Origin of the sequence: Nocardioides anomalus, from assembly GCF_011046535.1 — a bacterium.
GTDB lineage: Bacteria > Actinomycetota > Actinomycetes > Propionibacteriales > Nocardioidaceae > Nocardioides > Nocardioides anomalus.
Map to the genome: position 1 here is coordinate 3,245,280 of NZ_CP049257.1, position 18,028 is coordinate 3,263,307.

Here is an 18,028-nt window from a genome sequence, read left to right on the forward strand (position 1 = left end):
CACATCGGTGGGGCGCCGGTCAGGCCCTGGAGGCCGGCCGCTTGACCGACTGCGGCGTGTGCTTCGGCGGGGCCTCGCGGCCCTCGTTGTCCTTGTTGCGGATGCCGATCTTGTTGCCGAGCCACACCAGCGGGTCGTACTTCTTGTCGACCACGCGCTCCTTCATCGGGATGATCGCGTTGTCGGTGATGTGGATGCCCTCGGGGCAGACCTCGGTGCAGCACTTGGTGATGTTGCACATCCCGATGCCCGCCGCGGCCTGGGCCAGCTCGCGCCGGTCGTGGGTGTCCAGCGGGTGCATGTCGAGCTCGGCGTAGCGCAGGAAGAAGCGCGGACCGGCGAAGGCCGGCTTGTTGTCCTCGTGGTCACGCACGACGTGGCAGACGTTCTGGCACAGGAAGCACTCGATGCACTTGCGGAACTCCTGGCCGCGCTCGACGTCGATCTGGGCCATCCGGCGCTTGCCGTCGGCGTCACGGGGCGGCAGCGACACCGAGGGGAGCTCGGCGGCCTTCTCGTAGTTGTAGGAGACGTCGGTGACCAGGTCCCGCACGATCGGGAACGCCCGGACCGGGGTGACCGTGATGGTCTCCTCCGGCTCGAAGTCCGACAGGCGGGTCATGCACATCAGCCGCGGCCGGCCGTTGATCTCGGCCGAGCAGGAGCCGCACTTGCCGGCCTTGCAGTTCCAGCGGACCGCGAGGTCGCCGGCCTGGGTGGCCTGGAGGCGGTGGATCGCGTCGAGCACGACCTCGCCCTCGGACACCTCGACGGTGTAGTCCTGCAGCGCACCGCTCTGGTCGTCACCGCGCCAGACGCGCATCTTCAGGTCAGGCATCGCATCCTCACTTGTCCTCGAAGAACGTCTTGAGCTCGTCCGGCATGATCGGCAGCGGCTTCTCGACCAGGTCGACGCCGTCGCGGGCGTCGTTGAGCGTGAGCACGAGGTTCTTCGCGCCCCACTCGGGGTCCGGCCCGGGGAAGTCGTCGCGGGTGTGACCGCCGCGCGACTCCTCGCGGGTGAGCGCGGCCTTCGCGATGCACTCCGAGACCAGCAGCATGTTGTGGATGTCGATCGACAGGTGCCAGCCCGGGTTGTACGCGCGGCCGCCGTCGACGTGCAGGTGCGCGGCCCGCTCCTTGAGCGCCTCGATCTCCTTGAGCGACAGCTCGAGCTCGTCGGCCTTGCGGATGATGCCGACCAGGTCGTTCATCGTCTGCTGGAGGTCGGCCTGGATCGTGTAGGCGTTCTCGGCCCCCTTGGAGTCGAACGGCGCCAGCGCCTCGGCCTCGGCCTCGGCGAGCACGTCGTCCGGTACGCCGGAGCGCTCGGTCAGCGACGACGCGCGCTCGGCCGCGGCCTCACCGGCCCGCTTGCCGAACACGATGAGGTCCGACAGCGAGTTGCCGCCGAGCCGGTTGGAGCCGTGCATGCCGCCGGAGCACTCCCCCACGGCGTACAGCCCGGGGACCGCCGACAGCTCGGTGTCCGGGTCCACCTCGACGCCGCCCATGACGTAGTGGCAGGTCGGGCCGATCTCCATCGGCTCCTTGGTGATGTCGACGTCGGCCAGCTCCTTGAACTGGTGGTACATCGACGGCAGCCGCTTGTGGATGAACTCGGGTGTGCGGCGCGAGGCGATGTCGAGGAAGACGCCGCCGTGCGGTGATCCCCGGCCGGCCTTGATCTCGGCGTTGATGGCGCGCGCGACCTCGTCGCGGGGCAGCAGCTCGGGCGGGCGCCGGTTGTTCTTCTTGTCGTCGTACCACCGGTCGGCCTCTTCGATCGTGTCCGCCGTCTCGGCCTTGAAGAACTCCGGGATGTGGTTGAACATGAACCGCTCGCCGTCGGAGTTCTTGAGCACCCCGCCGTCGCCGCGGACCGACTCGGTGACCAGCAGCCCCTTGACCGAGGGCGGCCAGACCATGCCGGTCGGGTGGAACTGGACGAACTCCATGTTGATGAGCGCAGCGCCGGCGCGCAGGGCCAGCGCGTGGCCGTCGCCGGTGTACTCCCAGGAGTTCGAGGTGACCTTGAACGACTTGCCGATGCCGCCGGTGGCCAGCACCACCGAGGGCGCCTCGAAGGCCAGGAAGGTGCCGGTCTCGCGCCAGTAGGCGAAGGCGCCGGAGATGGCGCCGGAGCCGTCCTTGAACAGGTCGGTGACCGTGCACTCCATGAACACGTCGATGCCGAGGGCCACGGCGCGCTGCTGGAGGGTGCGGATCATCTCCAGGCCGGTGCGGTCGCCGACGTGGGCGAGCCGGGCGTAGCGGTGGCCGCCGAAGTCGCGCTGGGAGATCAGCCCGTCGTCGGTGCGGTCGAACAGTGCGCCCCAGTCCTCGAGCTCCTGGACGCGCTCGGGCGCCTCCTGGGCGTGCAGCTGGGCCATCCGCCAGTTGTTGAGCATCTTCCCGCCACGCATGGTGTCGCGGAAGTGCACCTCCCAGTTGTCCTCGGGCCAGCGGTTGCCCATGGCCGCGGCGATGCCGCCCTCGGCCATCACCGTGTGCGCCTTGCCGAGCAGGGACTTGCACACGATGGCGGTCTTCGCGCCGGCCTCGTGGGCGGCGATCGCGGCGCGCAGGCCGGAGCCGCCGGCCCCGATCACCACGACGTCGTACTGGTGCTTCTCGATCTCAGTCACGGCCAACCCCTCAGCAGACCTCAGAAGAACCGCGGGTCGTCGAAGACGTTCGACGCCAGCAGCAGGACGTAGAGGTCGACGAGCCAGATGGAGAACAGCGAGGCCCACGCGAAGGTCGCGTGCCGCGCGTTCAGCTTGGAGACCCAGGTCCACAGCTTGTAGCGGACCGGGTGCTTGGAGAAGTGCCGCATCCGCCCGCCCACGATGTGGCGGCAGGAGTGGCACGACAGCGTGTAGGCCCAGATGAAGGCGACGTTGACGACCATCAGGACCGAGCCGAGGCCCATGTGGCCCCACTCGTGGTCGGCGTTGCGGAAGGAGATCACCGTGTCGTAGGTGAGGATCACGCCGATGACGACCGCGGCGTACCAGAACCAGCGGTGGGCGTTCTGCAGGATCAGCGGGAAGCGCGTCTCGCCGGAGTACGCCGCGTGCGGCTCGGCCACCCCGCAGGCCGGCGGCGAGAGCCAGAACGAGCGGTAGTAGGCCTTGCGGTAGTAGTAGCAGGTCATCCGGAAGCCGAGCGGGAAGATCAGGATGATCAGCGCCGCCGACAGCGGCCACCACGAGAACGGCTGGCCGAAGTCCGAGGCCCCGTCCACGCAGTCACCGAGGCACGGCGAGTAGAACGGCGAGAGGTACGGCGAGTCGTAGTAGCGGCTGCCCATGAACGCCCGGACGGTCGCGTAGACGACGAAGGCGGAGAAGACGACGAAGGTCGTCAGCGGGTAGAGCCACCAGCGGTCCTGCCGCAGGGTCCGGTCCTCGATGAGGGCCCGGGTCGGGCCGCCGACCCCCGCGCCCAGCGGACCGTCGCCGTCCCTGGTTGCCGTCCCACGCGCGTCCGTCGACGCCATGACCACCTCCGTCGGAGCTGCGCCCTGCGCGGACGCGCAGCAGCACCATGTCACAGGAGCCCCAGGCGGGTGTGACCTGGAGCACGCGACATAGATCACACCGTGCGGATGCTCACCTCGGGTTCGGTACGGCGCGGCGGGGGCCGGGGCGTAGCGTGATGGGGTGGCGACGACGCGTCCGAGTCCGGGCCAGACGACGGGTCTGGTGACCGGCGCCAGAGCGGCCAGATCGACGATCGCACTGAAGATGCTGATGGCCGTCACCGGCCTGCTCTTCGTGCTCTACGTGCTGGCGCACATGTACGGCAACCTCAAGGCCTTCAGCGGCCACGACGCCTTCAACGAGTACGCCCACCACCTGCGCACCCTGGGTGAGCCCGTGCTCCCGCACGGCGGCTTCCTGTGGATCGCGCGGGCGGTGCTGCTGGTCTCACTGGTGGTGCACGTCTACGCGGCCGTGGTGCTGTGGCGGCGCAAGGAGCGCGCGCGCTCCCAGAAGTACGTCATGCGCAAGCCCAAGAACTCGACGTTCTCCTCGCACTGGATGCGCTGGGGCGGCGTCACGCTGCTGCTCTTCCTCATCTGGCACCTGCTGAACTTCACCGTCGGCAAGATCAACGTGCAGGGCGGGCCGACCGACGACCCGTACGACCTGCTGGTCGACAGCTTCGACACCTGGTGGCTCACGCTGATCTACCTGGTCGCGATGGGCGCGCTGGCCATGCACATCCGCCACGGCGTCTGGAGCGCCTCGCAGACCCTGGGCCTGACCAACAACGCCCGGGCCCGGCGCAACGCGAACGTGCTCGGCGTCCTCCTGGCCACCGTCATCGCCGGCGGCTTCTCGCTCGTTCCGATCTTCACCCTCTTCGGAGTCATCTCATGACCACGCCCCACGGGACGTCCGACCGCAAGCCGGACATGCCGGACACCACCAACGCCTACGACTCCTCCCACACCCGCGGCCCGGGCGAGCAGGAGTACGACGACGCCGCCGGCTACTACGTCCACGGCGACCCGATCCAGGACACCAAGGCGCCCGGCGGCCCGCTCGAGGAGATGTGGGGCACCCGCCAGTTCGAGGCCAAGATCGCCAACCCGGCCAACCGCCGCCGGCTCTCGATCATCGTGGTCGGCACCGGCCTGGCCGGCGCCTCGGCGGCCGCGACGCTCGGCGAGGCCGGCTACGTCGTGAAGTCGTTCTGCTACCAGGACAGCCCGCGGCGCGCGCACTCGATCGCGGCCCAGGGCGGCATCAACGCGGCCAAGAACTACAAGGGCGACGGCGACTCGGTCTACCGGCTCTTCTACGACACCATCAAGGGCGGCGACTACCGCTCGCGCGAGTCGAACGTCTACCGGCTGGCCGAGGTCAGCGTGAACATCATCGACCAGTGCGTCGCGCAGGGCGTCCCCTTCGCCCGCGAGTACGGCGGACTGCTCGACAACCGCTCCTTCGGCGGCGTGCAGGTCTCGCGCACCTTCTACGCCCGCGGCCAGACCGGTCAGCAGCTGCTCATCGGCGCCTACCAGGCCCTCGAGCGGCAGGTCGCCGCCGGCACCGTGCGCTGCTACACCCGCCACGAGATGCTCGAGCTCGTCGTCGTCGACGGCCGGGCCCGCGGGATCATCGTGCGCGACCTGGTGACCGGCGAGATCGAGACCTACTTCGCCGACGTGGTCGTGCTGGCCAGCGGCGGCTACGGCAACGTCTTCTACCTCTCCACCAACGCGATGAACTCCAACGTCACCGCGAGCTGGCGCGCGCACCGCAAGGGCGCGCTGATGGCGAACCCGTGCTACACCCAGATCCACCCGACCTGCATCCCCGTCACCGGCACCCACCAGTCCAAGCTGACGCTGATGTCGGAGTCGCTGCGCAACGACGGCCGCATCTGGGTGCCCAAGAGCAACTCCGACTGCGACAAGGACCCCCGCGAGATCGCCGAGGAGGACCGCGACTACTACCTGGAGCGGATCTACCCGGCGTTCGGCAACCTCGTCCCCCGCGACATCGCCTCCCGGCAGGCCAAGAACGTCTGCGACGAGGGCCGGGGCGTCGGCCCGGAGGTCGACGGCGTGCGCCGGGGCGTCTACCTCGACTTCAGCGACGCCATCGAGCGCCTCGGCCGCGACGCCATCGAGTCGAAGTACGGCAACCTCTTCGACATGTACGCCCGGATCACGGGCGAGGACCCCTACGAGGTCCCGATGCGGATCTACCCCGCCGTGCACTACGTGATGGGCGGGCTCTGGGTCGACTACGACCTGCAGTCCACGATCCCCGGCCTGTTCGTGACCGGCGAGGCCAACTTCTCCGACCACGGCGCCAACCGCCTGGGCGCCTCCGCGCTCATGCAGGGCCTCGCCGACGGCTACTTCGTGCTGCCCAACACCATCCGCGACTACCTCGCGGAGGGGCCGTTCGAGAAGGTGCCGGACGACCACCCCGCCGTACTCGAGGCGCAGGAGGCGGTCCGCTCGCGCGTGCAGAAGTTCCTCACCACCAACGGCACCCGCAGCGTCGACTCCTACCACCGCGAGCTCGGCAACATCATGTGGGAGTACTGCGGCATGGAGCGCACCGAGGACGGGCTGCGCAAGGCCATCGACCTGATCCGCGGGCTGCGCGAGGACTTCCACCGCAACGTGCGCGTCCTCGGCACCGCCGAGAGCATCAACCAGTCGCTGGAGAAGGCCGGCCGCGTGGCCGACTTCTTCGAGCTCGGTGAGCTCATGTGCATCGACGCGCTCAACCGGCGCGAGTCGTGCGGCGGCCACTTCCGCGGCGAGTCCCAGACCGACGACGGGGAGGCGCTGCGTCACGACGACCAGTACGCCTACGTCGCCGCCTGGGAGTGGCAGGGCGAGGACCAGGACCCCGTCCTGCACAAGGAGAACCTGACCTATGAGTTCGTCGAGATGAAGCAGCGGAGCTACAAGTAATGCGGATCACGCTCAAGATCTGGCGCCAGCCCAACTCCACCGAGCCGGGCGCGATGGTCGACTACGCCCTGGACGACGTCTCCGAGGACATGTCGTTCCTCGAGATGCTCGACGTCCTCAACGAGCAGCTGATCAGCGCCGGCGAGGAGCCGGTCGCCTTCGACTCCGACTGCCGCGAGGGCATCTGCGGCAGCTGCGGGCTGATGATCAACGGCCAGGCCCACGGCCCCGAGGTCACCACCACCTGCCAGCTGCACATGCGCTCCTTCCAGGACGGCGACGAGATCGTCATCGAGCCCTGGCGCGCCGACCCCTTCCCGGTCCTCAAGGACCTGATGGTCGACCGCCGCGCCTTCGACCGGATGATCGCTGCCGGCGGCTACATCAGCGTCAACACCGGCGCCGCCCCCGACGCCCACGCCGTACCCGTGCCGAAGGAGAAGGCCGACCGCGCCTTCGACGTCGCCACCTGCATCGGCTGCGGCGCCTGCGTCGCCGCCTGCCCCAACGGCTCCGCGTCGCTGTTCCTCGGCGCCAAGATCACCCACCTCGGCGAGCTCCCCCAGGGCCAGGCCGAGCGCGACCTCCGCGTGGTCAACATGGTCGGCCAGCACGACCTCGAGGGCTTCGGCGGCTGCACCAACATCGGCGAGTGCACCGCCGCCTGCCCGAAGGAGATCCCGCTCGACGTGATCTCGAGGCTCAACTGGGACCTGCACGCCGCCTTGCGTCACGGTCACTAGTCGCCTCCGGCACGCAGACGGGAGGCGCCTTCGGCGCGAGGGGTCCACGCGCCGTAGGCGCCTGGTGACCGCGCCGCAGCGCGGCGTGCCGGTCCCAGTTGAGCCGGGAGATCACGTCGAGCGGGATCTCCTTAGGGCAGGCCGCGGTGCACTCGCCGATGTTCGTGCAGCCGCTCGAGCCCTCGGCGTCGCGCGTTCTTCGGGACGCGCGCGGTCGGCGCTCCAGTCGTTCGTCGCCACGGTTGCGCCGGTGGCGCCTGATCAGCGGCACGGTCGTCTCAAGGCCTTCGACGTCGGCCAACTGCCCGCGCCGCGGCCTGGTCGGACGGATCCGACTGCAGCATGGCCGGAGGCCGCAACGCGGCATGACCGGACGGCCGCGCAGCGGCGTGGTCAAGGCCGCTTGGCCACGCGAAGGACTGGTCACCCGATCTCGGTGCGCCAAGCGGCGGGGCTTCGGCCTTCTGGCCCCGGCGGGCGGCACCGCGCTTCGTGTCGGCGGGAGGTGGTAACACTGCCAGCGTGAGACTCAAGCGCCAGGCGACGATGTTCAAGGACGTTGCGGTCGAGTCGCTCACTCTCAGCATCGAGCTCTTCAACAGGCCCAGCGGGGTGGCCCGCGAGCACGCCATCATCATGCTGCTAGCCCACAGCTTCGAGATGCTCCTCAAGTCCATCATCTTTCAGGCGCGCGGCACGGTCAGGGACAAGGGCGAAGCTCTGTCACACAGCCTCAATCGCTGCATCGACATAGCCGTGGACTCGATCAAGGTGGTTCGGCCGGATGAGCGCACGCTGCTCCTTGCGATCAAGCAGGATCGCGACTGCGCAACCCACGACCTGATTGCGATGTCCGAAGACCTCTTGTGGGTCCATATGCGCGGCGGCATCACGATCTTCACGCGGCTCCTGAAAGACGAGTTCGGCGAAGAGTTGACCGACCTGCTGCCGGGTCGCGTGATCCCGGTGAGCGCTGCGCCGCCAACGGACCTCGCGGCACTGGTGGAAGGCGAGCTTGCGGCGATCGCCAAGTTGCTTGAGCCCGGCAGACGGCGCGCAGCGGAGGCGGGCGCCAGGCTCCGCCCATTCTTGAGCCTGGACGGCAGCGTGACAGGACGCAGCGATCAGCCCACCGAGGCGGAGGTCGCGGCAGCAGAGAAGCAGTTGCGCGGGGGGGACGGACTGGCGGACGGTGTTTCCTGGGCTAGCTCAGTTGAGCATTGGCTCCGCTTCGCCGGCCGGAGATGCGCAGGAGGTCGTTCTGCGCATTGGGAAGGCCGCGGATGCCATCCCGGTTCGACGTGCCGCCCCAGGTGAGGATGGTGCCTTGGCCTATCGCGGCGTGAGTCCCTTTGAGGAGTTCGGCGTGAAGCTGTCGAACTTCGGCGACAAACTTGGGGTCACTCGCCAACAGGGTTACGCCATCATCTGGGACACCAACATGAAGGACGACGACCGGGCGTACTTCTGCAAGAAGAACGCATCCGGAAGCGTCGTCTACCAGGGCCTGAGCGCGCGAGCGCTAGAACTCGGTAGGTCCTGGCTGGCCGATTCAAGCAATGACCTCGTGGATGTCACGGTCCGCTACAACCGGAGGAACTCAACAGCGTCGTGACCCACCCACACGGGCGGCGGCAGTCCACGTCCGCCAGGAGAGCTATGGCGCCGTCAGCTCGAGCCGCTTCGATGGTCACGGAGTCCGGATAGCGGCATGGTCGGCCGGAGGCCTCAACGCGGCATGGTCGGCCGGAGGCCTCAACGCGGCATGGTCGGCCGGAGGCCGCAGCGCGGCATGACCGGGCGGTTCCGACAGCGGCAGGATGGCTGAGAGTGTCCGGATCCTCCGCCTGAGGTGGGCCGCTCGCTGACTCGGCACTCAGACGGTGCGGCGAAATCCCTCAGGATCGACGCGAACGTGCCGAAGATCTCCCAACGCGACCCGTAGCCGTACGGGAGGTCGTGACGGGAGGGACACGGTGAGAGGCAACCGCGTCTCCGTCGTCACCTCTGTCGGCACCGGTGTCGTCCTGGTGATCCTCGCCGTGACCACGCTCGTCGGCATGATCTCCATGCAGCGGGCCAACGACCGGGTGCTGGCGGCGCGTGAGCTGGTGACGCCGTACCTCGCCCTGCAGCGGGCGGTCGCCGACGAGGCGGCCGCTGAGGCCGGGTACCGTCGTGCGCCCTCCGAGGCGGCGTTCGGGGTCTTCGAGCGTGCGGTCGTCGCGGTCGTGAGCTCGGCGGCCGAGGTCCGGGCGGTGGCCGACCCTCGCGACAAGGCGGTCCTGTTGCACATCGAGCACCTCAACGACCGCTACTCCGCCGCGGTGCGCTTCAGCCTCGCGGTTCCCCCTTCTGGGCCGGTCGAGGACCTGGTCGCGGGGCCGGCGCTCGGCGAGATGCAGGACCTGCTGGACGCCGAGATCAGCCGGCACCGGAACGAGTCGCTCGCCGCCCTCCGCGACCAGGAGGCGGTGACCGGTCGGCTGACCGTGGTGCTGCCCGTGACGTTCCTGTTGTCGTTCCTGGTGCTCGGTCTGTCTTGGCGCCTGATGGTGCTCCGCCACCGCCGGCTCAGGGTCGAAGCGACCCACCACATGGAGCGCGCCCTCACTGACCCCCTCACGGGCCTGCCGAACCGCGAGGCGCTCCGGATCGCGGTCGACATGGCGCTGAGCCGGCCCAAGACGCAAGCCGCGCTGCTCTTCCTCGACCTCGACGGGTTCAAGCCCATCAACGACGTCCACGGCCACAAGGCCGGCGATCTCGTCCTGCAGGAGGTCGCCGGGCGGCTGCTCGCGACGCTGCGCGCCGGTGAGGTGGCCGCGCGGATCGGTGGCGACGAGTTCGTCGTCTTCCTGCCCCGCGGGCTGGATGCGGCCATGGTGAAGAAGCGCGTCAGCGCCGAGATCGAGAAGCCGTTCCTCGTCGGGGGGCGCGAGCTCCGCGTGGGCGTGAGCATCGGCACCGCCCACTACCCCAAGGACGGGCAGGACCAGGAGTCGTTGCTGCGCGCCGCAGACGCCGAGATGTACGACGCGAAGCGTGCTCGTCGCGCGAGCGGACGCGGCACCCACCGAGAGCCTCGCGTCCTCGGCCGACGCTGAGAGAGTCAGCGAGACCCGCGCCGGAGGGTGCATCGAGACGTTGCCGGCCGCGACGTCCCTACCGTCGCCGGTCAGGCGGCGGCCCCGACAGCGGCATGGTCCGGCGTAGCCGACAGCGGCACGGCCGGCCCGAGGGCCGTCACCAGCAGGCGGACCTGACCTCCGTGGCCGCGAACGTCACCGGCTCGAACCACGGCCACCAGCCCTGGGACGGCCTGGACAACACCGCGCCGCCGCGCGGGCAGGCGCAGGTCGTCTCCGACCGGACCCGGGCCGACCTCCGGCTGCTCCACTACGCGTTCGCCGGTGCCCGCCACGACCGCGACCGCGGCGTGGTGGTGGTGCAGCAGGCCGACGTGTTCGAGCCGACCTGCACGCCGACGCCTGGCGACATCAGGGCGTTCACCCCGTAGGTCCAGGCCCTGGTCGACCAGGCGTCCCGCATCCGGGCCCGGTTGACCCCTCTTCGACGGCGGCAGCCACGCCTACGACAGCGACCGGCCGCTGGCGACGGGCTCGACCTGGCCGGCGACGTAAGGCGTGCACGAGCACGGCGACCAGCTGCTCACCTGGGAGCGCGTCTCCTGCACCGGCTGAGGGTCCCGCCGGAGCCTTGACCTCAACCGCACTTGAACTCCTACAGTCGGCGTCATGGACACCACGAGGATCGCGGTGCTCGGCAGCGGACCGGTCGGTCGCGCGGTCGCCGGGCGCTTGGCCGAGCTCGGCCACAGCGTCACCGTCGGCACCCGCGACCCTGGCGGGACCGCGGCGCGGGAGGACTACGCCGCGTGGGCGGCGATGCGCCCCGACGTGACGCTGGCGACCTTCGCGGAAGCCGCCGGGACCGCCGAGCTGGTGGTCAACGCGTCCGGCGGGGACGTGGCGCTGGCCGTGCTGGACGCCGCGGGCGCAGCGAACCTGGCCGGCAAGGTGCTCCTGGACATGTCGAACCCGCTGGACGGCTCGGCGGGGTTCCCGCCCACGCTGTTCGTGAAGGACGACGACTCGCTGGGCGAGATGGTGCAGCGCGCGCACCCGGAGGCGCGCGTGGTCAAGAGCCTCAACACCATGAACAGCGCGCTGATGGCCGACCCTCAGCGGCTGGGCGAGGACACCACGGTCTTCGTCTCCGGTGACGACGCGGAGGCGAAGGCCACGGTGACCGGGCTGCTGCAGCAGATCGGCCACGGCGACGTGATCGACCTCGGTGGCATCGACACCGCCCGCGGCCCGGAGATGTGGCTCCCGCTCTGGATCCGCATCAATCTGGCCCTCGGCGGCAACGACTTCAACCTCAAGATCGTCCGCGGTCCCTCGCTGCGCTGAGCAGCCGGACGAGCGTTTGCCGGCACGCATCCTTCTGGCTCACGGGCCGCTGCTGGTCGCACGACGGGTGTTGCGTGGAGACAGGGCGCGCCTGGACCGTCGCTGGCCCAGGTCGGTCCTCATCGTCGACTCCAGGTGCTCGGGACTGTTGGCTCGGCGGCTCCGCTGAGGTGGCGGTAGCGGCCCGGCGTCGTCCCGACGATGCGCGTGAAGGCCTCGATGAAACCGCTCGGGTTGGCCCAGCCGCAGGCCCCGGCGACGTAGGTGACGTCGTGGGAACTGGCGAGGAGGACGAGTGCTCGGTAGACGCGGATCTGAGTGCGCCACTCGTAGAACGACACACCGAGCTCCTCGGCGAGCAACCTGCTCAACGTGCGGGCGCTCGTGCCGATCCTCGGTGCCAGCTCGCTCAACCGCAGGTTGCTTCCCGGGTCGCCGTCGAGCAGCCGAGCGAGCGCGCGTAGGCGCGGGTCGACAGGACGTGGAAGGTGCAACGGTTGCTCCGGAGCGAGGTGCAGCTCGTCGACGAGCACCCGGAGCAGACGATCTTGCGCCTCGCGGTGCTTGGGGCGGAGCTCCGGATCGTGGCTGCGCGGTCCGGTGAGGGTCAGCAGCGCTTCCCGAGCCAGATCAGACACCGCCAGGACAGCCGGGCGGGAGGGCAGCAGCCCGGCGAGCTCGGCCGAGAGGAACAAGATCCTCATGTCCGTGGCGCCGTGCGCCCGGTGCTGGTGGGTGATCGCGGCGGGAGTCCACGCGACCCGGTTGGTGGGCACGACCGAGGTGCCTTGCTGGGTGCGGACAGCCAGGACGCCACGAGCTGCATAGACGAGGTGGCCCCGCTCATGGGACTGCGAGTGGCCAGCACCTCCGGATGGCCACAGGTGGACCCCACCCGCCGGCCAGAGGTGGACGGCTCGTGGCAGAGGTTGGCGGGGAACAGGCACAGACTGGCATTCTAGCGGTGGCGAGCCACGGCGTGCCGGCCGAAGACTCACTGGCATGACGACGACTCATCAGGTCCAGCCCTCCACGGTGAAGGCGCCAGGCTCGCGGCTGCGGTACTTCACTCGTGGAGACGGCCCCGTGCTCCTGCTGATCGCCGGAGGCCACGGGGACGCGTCGAAGACTGATGCCCTCGCCGCCCACCTCGCTGACAGCCACACCGTCGTGACCTACGACCGTCGCGGGCTGTCGGGGAGTACGACGGGTGCTCCGGCCCGAAGCATCAGCGTCCACGCGGACGACGCCTCGCGGATCCTCGCGGCCGTGACCGCCCAGCCGGCCCACGTGTACGGCACCAGCTTCGGAGGCGCCATCGCACTGGCCCTGGCTGCTGCGCACCCGGCGCAGGTCGCGGCCGCGATCGTCCACGAACCCGCGGCCATGACCCTGCTGCCCGACGTCGAGCGTGCCGTTGCGACCCAGGACCTGCTCACGGTCGAGAGGGCGTTCGCAGCAGACGGTGTCGGTGCTGCCCTGCGCGAGTTCGCGACCTTCGCCGACATCGACCCCACAGATCGCGAAGCTGACGTCATCCCCAGTGCTCCGACGTCCCAGCAGCTCGCGAACATGGCGTTCTTCGTCACCCACGACCTGCCGGCTCTGCGCAACCACGTGGTCGAGCTGGGCGAGCTGCGCAACGCGACCACCCGCCTGGTGCCCGCCGTCGGCGCCAACTCCGGTCACATCTGGCCCCACGCCTGCGGCGTCCGGCTTGCCGAAGGTCTGGGTGTCGCTCCCGAGATCCTTCCTGGCGGTCACAACGGGTACGTCTTCCGCCCACGCGAGACCGCTCATCGACTGCGCGAGGTGCTCAACGGATGACCATGACGGGGAGGCAGGCGCGCGGACGTACGAGACGTGGGCGTGCGTCCAGACCAGTGGGTCGTTCTGATCAGCCGGCCCACGTTTCCAGCCGTTGGATGACGCCGACCGAATTCGGTACATCGCAGGCCCCGTCGCCGTGACGGACGTGAGCGGGCGCGGCCCCGGGCGCTGCGGCTGCCTCCGCTGAGCGGCGGGGCCTGCCACCTGGCGGTGGTCGCCCGCGCGGACGAGTACGTCTGGCGCACGCCGGTGAGGACGACGGTGGGCAGGGCGCGAGCTATACGGCGCGGCGCGGGTCCGTGCCGCTCCAGGCGGAGCCGGGTCAGGCGTCGTCGGAGCGGGCCTTGGTGACCACAGCGGCCGCGGCGGCGGCACCCAGCGCGGCGCCGGCCACGAAGGCGCCCTTGCGGCCGCTGCCCTCGCCGTCGTCGGTGGGCAGCTCGTCGACGGACGGCAGGGGCGGGCCCTCGACGGGGGCGGCGGGCTCGACGACGCGCTCCTCGCGGGCGAGGGGGTGCGTCCAGGCCCAGCTCGCGGCGTACAGGACCAGGCGCGAGAAGTAGTTGATCCACACGAGCAGGACGAGGGTGAGGCCGAAGACCTGGAAGGCGGGCTGGCCCTGGGTGGAGCGGATGAGGAGGCCGGAGACCTGCTTGAGGATCTCGAAGCCGACGGCGCCGAGGAGGGCGCCGGACCACATCGCGCGGCGGGGTACGTCGGGGGCGGCGAGGAGGCGGAACATCGCGAAGAAGAGCACGGCGTTGGCCAGCAGGCCGAGGGCGACGGTGAGGAGGGTGACCAGCCAGCCGAGGGCGGTGCTGAGGCCGAGCCAGTCGAGGAGGTCGCTCGAGAAGCCGGAGACCAGGCCGGTGAAGGCGACGGCGACGAGCAGGACGGTGCCGATGATGACCAGGACGAGGAGGTCGCGGGCCTTGCCCATGACGAAGCTCGGCTGCTCGCGGTCAGGGAGGGCGAAGACGGCGATGAGGGCGTCGCGCAGCGCGGAGAGCCAGCCGAGGCCGGAGTAGAGGACGCCGACCAGGCCGATGACGCCGGCGGTGGCGGCGGAGTTCTGGAAGTCCTCGATGTTGAGCTTGCTCGGGCCGTTGCCGATGAGCCCGGGGAACATGGACATGACCGAGGTCTGGAGCGTGTCCTGGGCGTCGGGGTAGACCTTGGCGACCCAGCCGACCACGAAGAACGCCAGCGCGAGCACCGGGAAGACCGAGAGGAAGCCGAAGTACGTCACGGCGCCGGCCTGCTGGCCGGCCTTGGTCTCGCCGTAGTGCTCCTGGGTCCGCAGCGCGTGGTCCAGGGCAGGGTGCTCACGCCGCAGCTCGGTGAGGCGGCTCTTGGCGCGGTCGACGAAAGCCGGCACGCCGTCAGGTACCCGGGGCGAGGTCGAAGTAGCGGGTGGGCGTCCAGCCCCGCTCCTCGTCGTGGACGTAGAGGTGGAAGTCACCCACGGCGAAGGCGCACTCGAACTCGGACAGCTCGCTGAACGCGCGGTCCAGCTGCTCGTCGGCCAGGTGGTGGGCCACCGTGACGTGCGGGTGGTAGGGGAAGGCCAGGTCGATGGCCAGCGGCCCGCGGCGCACCGCGGCGGCCAGCTGCTCGCACTGGGAGATGCCCTCGACCAGGCTGACGAAGACGACCGGGCTCACCGGGCGGAAGGTGCCGGTGCCGCGCAGGTGCACCGCGAACGACGCTACGCCGGCCGCGGCGGCCTCGAGGTGCGCCTCGACCTCGAGCAGCTGCTCGTCGGTCACCTCGGTGGGCGGCACCAGGGTGATGTGGGTCGGGATGGTCGCGGCCATCGTGTCGCCGACGCCGGTCCGGTAGTCCTGGAGCTGGGTGGCCCAGGGCTCCGGGATCGCCACCGCCACTCCGATCGTCGGCACCGACCCAACCTACTGGCCGCTCACCGGGCGCTCGCCACGAACCCCACCCGTCGGTAGACGTCGTCAAGGGTCGCCTGCGCGACCTCCTGGGCCTGCTGACGCCCCTGCTCGAGCACCGTGGTGAGGTGGGCCTGGTCGTCGAGCAGCTCGAGGGTGCGGTCGCGGAACGGCGTCACGAACTCGACGACGACGTCGGCCAGGTCCTTCTTGAGGTCGCCGTAGCCCTTGCCGGCGTACTGCTCCTCGAGGTCGGCGATCGACGTCGCGGTCAGCGAGCTGTAGATGGTGAGCAGGTTGCTGACGCCCGGCTTGTCCTCGGCGTCGAAGCGGATCTCGCTGCCGGAGTCGGTGACCGCGCTGCGGATCTTCTTCGCGCTGACCTTGGGGTCGTCGAGCATCTCGATGATGCCCTGCGGCGAGGAGGCGGACTTCGACATCTTGGCCGTCGGGTTCTGCAGGTCGCCGATCTTGGCAGTGGCCTTGAGGATGTAGGGCTCGGGAAGGCGGAAGGTCTTCTTGTAGCGGCTGTTGAAGCGCTGGGCCAGGTCGCGGGTCAGCTCGAGGTGCTGGCGCTGGTCCTCGCCGACCGGGACGTAGTGCGGGCGGTAGAGCAGGATGTCGGCGGCCTGGAGGATCGGGTAGGTGAACAGGCCGACGCTGGCCGCGCCCTCGCCGCCCTTGGCCGACTTGTCCTTGAACTGCGTCATCCGGCGCGCCTCGCCGAAGCCGGTCAGGCAGTTCATCACCCAGGCGGCCTGTGCGTGGGCCGGGACCTGGCTCTGGATGAAGATGGCCGACCGCTGCGGGTCGATGCCCATGGCCAGCAGCTGGGCCGCCGCGCGCAGGGTCCGCTCGCGCAGCTGCCGGGGGTCCTGCTCGACGGTGATCGCGTGCAGGTCGGCGATGAAGAAGAACGGCGAGTGGTCGCGCTGCAGGTCCACCCACTGCCGCAGCGCGCCGAGGTAGTTGCCGAAGTGGAAGCTGTCGGCGGTCGGCTGGATGCCGGAGAGGACCCGCGGGCGGGCGCCGCCCGACGCGGCGTCGGGCACGCTGACCTCGGGGGCCGTGGTGGGGGCGGACATGGCCGCCATTCTCCCCGATCCCGACGGCCCGCCGCGCCCGCCCTCCACCGCCGGCCGTCCAGACCGCTGTCCACCTGCCCGGGTGGTTCTGCGGCGTTGTCGGGCGCGGCGTCAAGTGTTTCCCTACGGTGCTGGCCATGTGGAGGGAGTGCGGGGTCGGGGGCCAGTCGTTCGACCACTACGCGCGGCTGGTGCGGCGCGTCCTGGGGGTCAGCGCGGCCACGGTCTCGCTCGTCGAGGCCGACCGCCAGGTGCTGCCCGGCGCGATCGGCCTGCCCGCGCCGTACGACGAGCTGCGGGAGACCCCGCTGACCCACTCGTTCTGCCGCTACGTGGTCGCCGACCAGCTCCCGCTCGTCGTCTCCGACGCCCGCACCGACCCGCGGCTGGCCACGAGCCCGGCAGTCACCGACATGGGCGTCGTCGCGTACGCCGGGTGGCCGGTGCGCGACGCGAGCGGCCGGGTCGTGGGGTCGCTGTGCGCGATCGAGTCCGCCCCGCGCGACTGGAGCGCCGACGACCTCGAGGTCCTCGAGGACCTCGCGACCGCCTGCTCGGCCGAGCTCCAGCACACCGTGCGGATGGCCGAGGACAGCGAGAGCCTGACCCGGGCCGTCTTCGAGGCCGCGCCGGTGGCGATGGCCTTCCACGACGCCGACGGCCGCCCCCTCCTGGTCAACAGCCGCGCCGAGCGGGCCCTGGCCGGCGAGGGGGCCACGCTGCTGCGGCGCGCGCTCGAGGACGAGGTCGAGGAGCCGGTGACCGAGTGGGTCGGGCCGCCGGGTCGGCGCCGCGCGCTCGTCCCTTCCAGCCGCCGGATCCACCGCGCCGACGGCACGCCCTGGGGCACCCTCGTGGTCGCGCAGGACGTGACCGCACTGGCCCGGGCCGTCGCGGTCAAGGACGAGTTCATGGCCACCGTCTCCCACGAGCTCCGCACCCCGCTGACCTCGATCGCCGCGTGCGTCGAGCTGCTGTCCGACGAGGTGCCCACGTCCTCCGAGCTGGCCCACCAGCTCCTCGAGCGGATGGAGCGCGCCGCCGCGAACCTGCACCGGCGCATCGACCAGCTGCTGCTCATGGGTGATCGCCACGAGCAGCTCGTGCGCGAGCCCACCGACCTGGCCCGGCTCTGCCGCCTGGTCCGCGTCACCTTCACCGAGGCCGCGGTCCAGCGCGGCGTGGCCCTGAGGGTCGAGGACGACGGTCCGCAGTGGGCCGAGGTCGACGCCCGCCGGGTCGAGCAGGCGCTGGAGAACCTCATGGCCAACGCGCTCAAGTACACCCCGCCCGGCGGCCACGTCACCGTCACGGTGCGCGGGTGCGACGACGCAGTGGACCTGGAGTTCGCCGACGACGGTGTGGGCATGGACGCGGACGAGGTGGAGCAGGCCTTCGACCTGTTCTGGCGCGCCGACTCCTCGCGGCGCAGCGCCGTCCAGGGGCTCGGCCTCGGCCTCACCCTGGTCCGCGAGATCGCCCGGCAGCACCACGGCACTGTGCGGATCGAGAGCGCCCTGGCCGAGGGCACCCGGGTCGTGCTGCACCTGCCGCGAGGGCCGGTCACCGCGGACTGAGAACCGGT

The 18,028-nt window shown here is 70.4% G+C and carries 17 protein-coding genes and 1 pseudogene; 10 read left to right on the top strand and 8 right to left on the bottom strand.

Annotated elements, in window-relative coordinates:
• Window positions 1-19: 19 nt before the first annotated feature.
• From G5V58_RS16325 to G5V58_RS16335, 3 genes are read right to left on the bottom strand one after another with little or no spacing between them, the layout of a single operon-like run.
• Window positions 20-838 carry a succinate dehydrogenase/fumarate reductase iron-sulfur subunit gene (locus tag G5V58_RS16325; protein ID WP_165234977.1) on the bottom strand — a complete coding sequence of 273 codons (819 nt, stop codon included), beginning with the start codon at window positions 836-838 and terminating at the stop codon, window positions 20-22.
• Between the two features lie 7 nt (window positions 839-845).
• A complete protein-coding gene (locus G5V58_RS16330) occupies window positions 846-2,648 on the bottom strand; it encodes a fumarate reductase/succinate dehydrogenase flavoprotein subunit (RefSeq protein ID WP_165234980.1) in 1,803 nt (600 codons plus the stop codon).
• A 20-nt stretch (window positions 2,649-2,668) separates the two neighbouring features.
• A complete protein-coding gene (locus G5V58_RS16335) occupies window positions 2,669-3,505 on the bottom strand; it encodes a hypothetical protein (protein WP_165234983.1) in 837 nt (278 codons plus the stop codon).
• 247 nt (window positions 3,506-3,752) lie between these two features.
• Between G5V58_RS16335 and G5V58_RS16340 the strand changes: the two genes are divergently transcribed.
• From G5V58_RS16340 to G5V58_RS16350, 3 genes are read left to right on the top strand one after another with little or no spacing between them, the layout of a single operon-like run.
• Window positions 3,753-4,391: a succinate dehydrogenase cytochrome b subunit gene (locus G5V58_RS16340; protein WP_165234986.1), complete on the top strand. Its 639-nt coding sequence runs from the start codon at window positions 3,753-3,755 to the stop codon at window positions 4,389-4,391.
• Between the two features lie 35 nt (window positions 4,392-4,426).
• Complete coding sequence (locus G5V58_RS16345; RefSeq protein ID WP_165239209.1) at window positions 4,427-6,451, top strand: fumarate reductase/succinate dehydrogenase flavoprotein subunit; 2,025 nt, start codon at window positions 4,427-4,429, stop codon at window positions 6,449-6,451.
• Complete coding sequence (locus G5V58_RS16350; RefSeq protein ID WP_165234989.1) at window positions 6,451-7,194, top strand: succinate dehydrogenase/fumarate reductase iron-sulfur subunit; 744 nt, start codon at window positions 6,451-6,453, stop codon at window positions 7,192-7,194. Before G5V58_RS16345 ends, G5V58_RS16350 begins: the two co-directional genes overlap by 1 nt.
• Before the next feature lie 76 nt (window positions 7,195-7,270).
• On the opposite strand, the pseudogene G5V58_RS26055 reads toward G5V58_RS16350, so the two are convergent.
• A pseudogene (locus G5V58_RS26055) lies at window positions 7,271-7,387 on the bottom strand (succinate dehydrogenase/fumarate reductase iron-sulfur subunit); the annotation flags it as partial.
• Window positions 7,388-7,716: 329 nt separating this feature from the next.
• Between G5V58_RS26055 and G5V58_RS16355 the strand changes: the two are divergent.
• The 5 genes from G5V58_RS16355 to G5V58_RS16375 all read left to right on the top strand — a co-directional run bounded on the left by G5V58_RS16355 (window position 7,717) and on the right by G5V58_RS16375 (window position 11,630).
• A complete protein-coding gene (locus tag G5V58_RS16355; RefSeq protein WP_165234992.1) occupies window positions 7,717-8,511 on the top strand; it encodes a DUF3644 domain-containing protein in 795 nt (264 codons plus the stop codon).
• A gap of 49 nt (window positions 8,512-8,560) precedes the next feature.
• Window positions 8,561-8,809 (top strand): hypothetical protein, encoded by a 249-nt coding sequence (locus tag G5V58_RS16360; RefSeq protein WP_165234995.1) that lies wholly within the window; start codon window positions 8,561-8,563, stop codon window positions 8,807-8,809.
• 361 nt (window positions 8,810-9,170) lie between these two features.
• The gene (locus tag G5V58_RS16365) at window positions 9,171-10,301 is read left to right on the top strand and encodes a GGDEF domain-containing protein (protein ID WP_165234998.1); all 1,131 of its coding nucleotides are present in this window, start codon (window positions 9,171-9,173) and stop codon (window positions 10,299-10,301) included.
• Between the two features lie 164 nt (window positions 10,302-10,465).
• Window positions 10,466-10,714 carry a hypothetical protein gene (locus G5V58_RS16370; RefSeq protein ID WP_165235001.1) on the top strand — a complete coding sequence of 83 codons (249 nt, stop codon included), beginning with the start codon at window positions 10,466-10,468 and terminating at the stop codon, window positions 10,712-10,714.
• A 238-nt stretch (window positions 10,715-10,952) separates the two neighbouring features.
• The gene (locus G5V58_RS16375) at window positions 10,953-11,630 is read left to right on the top strand and encodes an NADPH-dependent F420 reductase (protein ID WP_165235004.1); all 678 of its coding nucleotides are present in this window, start codon (window positions 10,953-10,955) and stop codon (window positions 11,628-11,630) included.
• A 119-nt stretch (window positions 11,631-11,749) separates the two neighbouring features.
• Here the strand turns inward: G5V58_RS16375 and G5V58_RS16380 are convergent, their stop codons facing one another.
• A complete protein-coding gene (locus tag G5V58_RS16380; RefSeq protein WP_230486686.1) occupies window positions 11,750-12,406 on the bottom strand; it encodes a helix-turn-helix transcriptional regulator in 657 nt (218 codons plus the stop codon).
• A gap of 226 nt (window positions 12,407-12,632) precedes the next feature.
• On the opposite strand from G5V58_RS16380, the gene G5V58_RS16385 reads away from it, so the two are divergent.
• Window positions 12,633-13,457: an alpha/beta hydrolase gene (locus G5V58_RS16385; RefSeq protein ID WP_165235009.1), complete on the top strand. Its 825-nt coding sequence runs from the start codon at window positions 12,633-12,635 to the stop codon at window positions 13,455-13,457.
• A gap of 325 nt (window positions 13,458-13,782) precedes the next feature.
• On the opposite strand, the gene G5V58_RS16390 is transcribed toward G5V58_RS16385, so the two are convergent.
• From G5V58_RS16390 to trpS, 3 genes are read right to left on the bottom strand one after another with little or no spacing between them, the layout of a single operon-like run.
• Window positions 13,783-14,838 carry a YihY/virulence factor BrkB family protein gene (locus tag G5V58_RS16390; protein WP_165235012.1) on the bottom strand — a complete coding sequence of 352 codons (1,056 nt, stop codon included), beginning with the start codon at window positions 14,836-14,838 and terminating at the stop codon, window positions 13,783-13,785.
• A gap of 4 nt (window positions 14,839-14,842) precedes the next feature.
• Window positions 14,843-15,361: a 2'-5' RNA ligase family protein gene (locus G5V58_RS16395; RefSeq protein ID WP_165235015.1), complete on the bottom strand. Its 519-nt coding sequence runs from the start codon at window positions 15,359-15,361 to the stop codon at window positions 14,843-14,845.
• Window positions 15,362-15,381: 20 nt separating this feature from the next.
• Window positions 15,382-16,443, bottom strand: a complete 1,062-nt coding sequence (trpS, locus tag G5V58_RS16400) for a tryptophan--tRNA ligase (protein WP_165235018.1) — start codon at window positions 16,441-16,443, stop codon at window positions 15,382-15,384.
• Window positions 16,444-16,580: 137 nt separating this feature from the next.
• On the opposite strand from trpS, the gene G5V58_RS16405 reads away from it, so the two are divergent.
• The gene (locus tag G5V58_RS16405) at window positions 16,581-18,020 is read left to right on the top strand and encodes an ATP-binding protein (RefSeq protein WP_165235021.1); all 1,440 of its coding nucleotides are present in this window, start codon (window positions 16,581-16,583) and stop codon (window positions 18,018-18,020) included.
• Window positions 18,021-18,028: the final 8 nt, after the last annotated feature.

Coding starts and splice junctions, on each gene's coding strand:
- G5V58_RS16325 (WP_165234977.1), bottom strand. CDS start 838: ATGCCTGACCTGAAGATGCGCGTCTGGCGCGGTGACGACCAGAGCGGT.
- G5V58_RS16335 (WP_165234983.1), bottom strand. CDS start 3,505: ATGGCGTCGACGGACGCGCGTGGGACGGCAACCAGGGACGGCGACGGT.
- G5V58_RS16340 (WP_165234986.1), top strand. CDS start 3,753: ATGCTGATGGCCGTCACCGGCCTGCTCTTCGTGCTCTACGTGCTGGCG.
- G5V58_RS16345 (WP_165239209.1), top strand. CDS start 4,427: ATGCCGGACACCACCAACGCCTACGACTCCTCCCACACCCGCGGCCCG.
- G5V58_RS16350 (WP_165234989.1), top strand. CDS start 6,451: ATGCGGATCACGCTCAAGATCTGGCGCCAGCCCAACTCCACCGAGCCG.
- G5V58_RS16375 (WP_165235004.1), top strand. CDS start 10,953: ATGGACACCACGAGGATCGCGGTGCTCGGCAGCGGACCGGTCGGTCGC.
- G5V58_RS16385 (WP_165235009.1), top strand. CDS start 12,633: ATGACGACGACTCATCAGGTCCAGCCCTCCACGGTGAAGGCGCCAGGC.
- trpS (WP_165235018.1), bottom strand. CDS start 16,443: ATGTCCGCCCCCACCACGGCCCCCGAGGTCAGCGTGCCCGACGCCGCG.
- G5V58_RS16405 (WP_165235021.1), top strand. CDS start 16,581: ATGTGGAGGGAGTGCGGGGTCGGGGGCCAGTCGTTCGACCACTACGCG.